This window comes from Treponema sp. (assembly GCF_051883275.1).
Lineage (GTDB): Bacteria > Spirochaetota > Spirochaetia > Treponematales > Treponemataceae > Treponema_D.
In genome coordinates, this window is sequence record NZ_JBJETK010000025.1 from 1 (window position 1) to 5,324 (window position 5,324).

Genomic DNA, 5,324 nt, shown 5'->3' on the forward strand with positions numbered 1-5,324 from the left:
CAGTTGCTATAAACAAACGGCTTACAGGTTATACAAGAAGTAAGAATTTTGAAAACAAATTAGAGGAAATCAAGGGAAATTAGCGGAAAATTTCCCTCGATTTATACAAAAAATCAAAAATATTTTACACGACTTAAGAAATGCACAGTGAGTTACACTAAAAGTGAACGCTATGGCGATTAGGGAAGTGCTGATTAACACTTGAAGCGATTGCTCAGCACTTCCCGTTAAATTGCCGTAAATCCATGACTTACGGACAATTAGCTACATTCAAGGTTAACACTGAAAAATTCTCAATAGGATTTATTCAGTGTTTCCCAAAGTGTAAAAAATCGCAAGTTTTTTTTTCAAAATTTCTTCATTTTTCCCTTGACCCGGTATTTGCTACCGGGCTTATACATTATTGCAGGTACCTAAAAAAATCAAAAAACTCAAACGAGGTGAAAAATGAAACATTTAAATCAAATGGCTAAAATTGCTTTTTTATCGGCTTTGATTGCAGGGGCTGTGTGTCAGGCGGTTTATTCGCTTCCAAAGGAAAACCGCGCGAATACAAAAATCCCGAAAAATCTTTTGAACAGATGGGGGCTTGTGTACGAGGGTGCACTTGAAAAAAACGAAAACGGCAAGGTCAACATTCACCCTGTAATATACATTCTTGACGGAATTGAAATTGCGGCGAATGTCTACACTCCGGCAGACTACGACGAAAATGACGGAAAGTCGTATCCGGCGGTTGTCGTCGCTCACCCGAACGGCGGCGTAAAGGAACAGGTTGCAGGGCTTATGGCGCAGAAACTTGCGGAAAGCGGTTTTATCACTATTGCGGCGGACGCTTCGTATCAGGGGGCAAGCGGCGGAATCCCGCGCGGAACTGATTATCCTGCAAACAGAATAAACGACGTAAGCGGAATGGTTGATTTTATTTCAAATTATCCGGGCGTTGACAGTTCAAGAGTCGGCGCGCTTGGAATTTGCGGTGGCGGCGGTTACACTCTGGGTGCGGCTCAGAGCGACAAAAGGATAAAGGCAGTTGCAACGCTCAGTATGTTCAATTCGGGAAGGGTGCGGAGAAACGGATTTCAGGATTCAGGAATGGAAACGATAATCCAGCGGATTTCTCACGCGGCAGAAAGCAGGGCCAAGGAGGCTTGTGGCGGAAAGACTGTTTACATCGGTGATATGAGTTCGATGAGCGATGAGGATGCGGCAAAACTTCCGTTTGCTCTGTATCGCGACGGATTTGTTTATTACTTTCGTTCACATGCGCATCCGAATTCAACTTTCAGCTACACGGAAAAAAGCCTTATGCAGCTTATGCTGTGGGATGTTGAGGACAGAATGGCGCTCATTACTCAGCCGCTTCTGATGATGGCAGGAAGCACCGCCGACACCCGCTATATGACGGACGATGCGTTTTCCAAAGCGACAGGAACTTCCGACAAGGAACTGTTTTTAATTCCGGGCGCACAGCACATTGAAACATATCACATCAAGGAATATGTCGATATGGAAACCGCAAAGCTTTCGGAGTTTTTTAAGGCGAAATTGTAGGGGGAAAATGGCGATATTTTAGCCATTTAATTTAAGTATTCATAATATTTTGAAGGCGTAAAAATCAGCGGCTTGTCTGTTTTTATGTCTTCAAAATCTTTGTCGCCGGTAAGCAAAATATCCGCATCAGATAAAATTGCAGAAACAAGAACCTGCAAACTGGAAAAAGTATGGCAGAGATTATGACGTTTGTGTCGACAAAAAATCTCACTTTGTTTTCCTTAATTCTTTGATGTAAGCAACGACATCATCTTCAGTTTCAAAACCTGCTTTTTGAGCTTTGTCCTGCATTTGTGTCTGGATATTTTTGAGCGTAATTTGGGAAGCATTTGCAATGTAAATTTTGCCGTCGTTTTCCTCAAAAAAAACTTTGTCACCGGTTTTAAGTTGAAGCAGATTTCTTATCATAACCGGAATTGTAATTTGTCCTTTTGAAGTTACTTTTGCAAGTTCCATAAAACACCTCCTTACTTTCCTTACTTTTATAATACTTCAAGTTGAGGGAAACCGTCAAGGAAACAGGTGACATTTTAAGTTATTTTCTTGATTCTCCCAAATAACTTTCATCATCTTTTGTTTGCAACGTGATTTTTCCTGTGCGGTCGTATTCTTCCTTTAAAATCTGCCATTTTTCTTTCTGACGGTTGATAAAGGCTTCCGTGTTTTCTGATGTAAGAAGAATTCCAAAAGCATCTAAATCCGATTTATTCGGATTCGGCGAGAACATTGTTTCTATCATTTTATCACCGGCAAAAATCCAGCAGTGTCCGCCGTTGTAGAAATTGTATGGATTCAGGTTTACGTTGTTTATTCCGCTGAAATTCCAGACTTCGCCGCACACAGAAACAATTTCTTTTATGTATTCGATATATTGTGGTGTTGCATATTTATAACACTCGGCAATAAATGTAGGTCCGATTACGACTGTAAGTTTTACGCCATTTTCTTCGCAGGCAGATTTAATTTGCTTTAATGCCTGAATGTTTTTTTCACACGCTGGAAGAGTTGGGGTTGAATAAAATAAATCTTTTATTGCTGAATCGTAGTCTTCCCAATAACAAAAAACATCCTGATAGAATTTTTTATCAACTTTTTCGTAGGTATAAAGGGTATATGCATCATCTGCCTTTGAGCGTTCGCCTGTAACGGCGGAAATGCCAATAACAGATTCTGGTGTATTATTTTTATATTTGTAGAGTTGAAAGAAGGTTTGTACATTCAGATAATTTTCAGGCGTAAACTGTCCTGTTGAATGTAGTTTTGAAAAAACATTATCCTGCATTTGGACGGGAATAAATGGAACTCGTATAAACTCCTCTGATTCGTGACTTGATAAATGCAATACAATGTCTTTAACAGTTCCTGATTTTTCTTTTAAAATATATTCGATATATAAACTAAAATCCCTGAAATTTCCAGAACTAACATAAAAATTGTAATAACTGCCATTTGTAAAAGCATTGAATTTTTCTGCCCTTAATGCACCTGCTTTTGAACCGCCAATTATATATCCTGTGTGTTTGATATTTTCTTGGGAAATATAATTTGTTTTTTGCTGTCGTCCTATCAGTTGATTACATTGAGTTGTAATACCTGTCTGCCATTTTATTCCCCACGATTTCTGTGCAAAAATAATGCAGCCGAGCAAAAGAAAAAATGCGGCAATAAACGCTGTTCCCATAAGAATTACAAATGTTTTTGGTTTTATATTTTTCATAATGTCATTTCCATAAAAAATCTATTTATCTGTAAAATTAAAATTGAAAATAAAGGAAAGATGTTGTCTGTCCCATAAATGCAACGGAAAGTCCTGCTGCAAGGGCAAGAGGAATCAACGTTTTCCACTGAGGCTTAAAGCGTTCCGAAAGCGTATGTGTTGAAGGCATAAAGAATATAATCACACATGCAATGACAATGCGTACAATCATAAGCGGAGAAATTCCATACCCTACAGAAAATCCATTCAAATCAAAACGGAACAGACTTTTAAAGACAGTCAGAGCCTGTGAAAAATCCCTCGATACAAAAAGAATACGCGTAAGGACAATTCCAAGCAGAGTAAGAGTTCTTGAAATCACTGTAGGGAATGAAAGATTTTTGCGTTTCATCCAGCTTGCAGTGCAGACAAAGATTCCGTTTATAATTCCCCATACGATAAAAGTCCATCCTGCACCATGCCAGAATCCCGAAACAAAAAAAGTAACCATCGTTGCAACATAATAATTCCGCCATTTTGAATCTTTTTTATACACGGAACGGAAAATGTATGCTCCCAAAAATCTTGAAAGAGTTATATGCCATCTTTGCCAGTAATCCTGAAAATTCCGCGCCTTATACGGTGAATTAAAATTTTCAGGAATTATTATATTGAACATAAGTGCAATACCGATTGCCATATCCGCATAGCCCGAAAGATCAAAATAATACGAAACCGTATATTCTATCGAATACCACCAGGCGCTCAAGGCAGACACCTCACCGGCTGCAGCATCAAAAAAACTCTGTGCATTTGCTGTAAGAGGATTTGCAAGCAGCGTTTTTTTTGCTACACCTATTGTAAACACAAAAACACCCTTTGCAACATTATCCCAGTTTACCTTCCAGTTGCGCTTGTCTTCAAACTGCGGAACCATCTCGCCGTGATGAACAATCGGACCGACAATCAACTGAGGAAAGAAACTGATAAAAAGCAGATAATCAAGAAAACTATATTCAGCAGTAAGACCGCGATATGAATCAACAAGATATGCAATCAGCTGGAATGTGAAAAACGAAATTCCAATCGGAAGAACAATGTGCAGGAGTGGAACATTTTTCCCGAATACGGCATTGAAATTTGAAATAAAAAAGTCTGTGTATTTGTAGTAGCCGAGAAGCGACACATTCAGAATTATTCCGAGTGCAAACAGAATTCCGCATAAAACCGATATCTTTTTTGACGGAGAACTCTGCTTTTTAAGAGCCGAAAGTTTTGTTCCGATTAAATAATTTACGGCAACGCTCATCATAAAAATCAGCACGAAACGCGGACTTCCGATTGCATAAAACGCAAAAGACGCAATCACAAGAAACCATTTTGCAGCCTGATGAAAATTCATTCTGTGCAGGAAAAAATATCCGAGCCAGACAACAGGTAAAAATAGAAAAATAAACTCAAACGATGAAAAAATCATAAATTTTTATGCCTCAATGAAGTTACTTTTAATATCCAAATCTAAAATAGTATAATAAAAATCACTTATTTTGTATACCGGTATTATATTTTTTAGAAAACGTTTACTTATAATATCTGTTGTTTTGCGTAAATCTAAAACAAAATGAAGTATGTCAAATGAAATACAGAAGCGACTTGCTGAAAATATAAAACAGATTAGAAAGAATAAAAAACTAACGCAGTTTGAACTTGCAGAAAAAGCGGATATTTCAGAGGCGATGGTAAAAAGTATTGAAACTTGCCATTCCTGGCCGAGCGAAAAAACTCTTTTTCAGATTTCAAGCGCACTTGAAACTGACATTTATCATTTTTTTATGCCGATTCCGCTGTCATTATCTATGAACGTTGCATTGCAGGCAGAATTAAAAGACACTATAAAAGAAAAATATTGTATCTTTTTAAAAGAAGTGCTTGAAGAATTGGAGTAAAATTTTAGAAGTTCCGTACAATAATTCAAAAAATCTTCTGACATAAAAAATTATTGAAAAAAAATCCCTCCCCCCCCTCTTGACCCGGTACTTGCTACCGGGCTTATACATTATTACAGATACCTAGA

At 37.9% G+C, this 5,324-nt stretch carries 5 protein-coding genes and 1 pseudogene; 2 read left to right on the forward strand and 4 right to left on the reverse strand.

Annotated elements, in window-relative coordinates:
- Positions 1 to 447: 447 nt before the first annotated feature.
- Entirely contained in the window at positions 448 to 1,554 is a 1,107-nt protein-coding gene (locus tag ACI4L0_RS03905; RefSeq protein WP_439798862.1) for an alpha/beta hydrolase, read from the forward strand.
- A 26-nt stretch (positions 1,555 to 1,580) separates the two neighbouring features.
- On the opposite strand, the pseudogene ACI4L0_RS03910 reads toward ACI4L0_RS03905, so the two are convergent.
- The 4 genes and pseudogenes from ACI4L0_RS03910 to ACI4L0_RS03925 all read right to left on the reverse strand — a co-directional run.
- Positions 1,581 to 1,712: pseudogene (locus tag ACI4L0_RS03910) on the reverse strand (PIN domain nuclease); the annotation flags it as partial.
- A 49-nt stretch (positions 1,713 to 1,761) separates the two neighbouring features.
- Positions 1,762 to 2,010 carry an AbrB/MazE/SpoVT family DNA-binding domain-containing protein gene (locus ACI4L0_RS03915; RefSeq protein ID WP_439798863.1) on the reverse strand — a complete coding sequence of 83 codons (249 nt, stop codon included), beginning with the start codon at positions 2,008 to 2,010 and terminating at the stop codon, positions 1,762 to 1,764.
- Positions 2,011 to 2,089: 79 nt separating this feature from the next.
- Entirely contained in the window at positions 2,090 to 3,271 is a 1,182-nt protein-coding gene (locus ACI4L0_RS03920; RefSeq protein ID WP_439798864.1) for a hypothetical protein, read from the reverse strand.
- A gap of 37 nt (positions 3,272 to 3,308) precedes the next feature.
- A complete protein-coding gene (locus tag ACI4L0_RS03925) occupies positions 3,309 to 4,652 on the reverse strand; it encodes an MBOAT family O-acyltransferase (protein WP_439798865.1) in 1,344 nt (447 codons plus the stop codon).
- 226 nt (positions 4,653 to 4,878) lie between these two features.
- Here ACI4L0_RS03925 and ACI4L0_RS03930 point away from each other — a divergent pair, with 226 nt between their 5' ends.
- Positions 4,879 to 5,196 carry a helix-turn-helix domain-containing protein gene (locus ACI4L0_RS03930; protein ID WP_439798866.1) on the forward strand — a complete coding sequence of 106 codons (318 nt, stop codon included), beginning with the start codon at positions 4,879 to 4,881 and terminating at the stop codon, positions 5,194 to 5,196.
- Positions 5,197 to 5,324 lie beyond the last annotated feature (128 nt).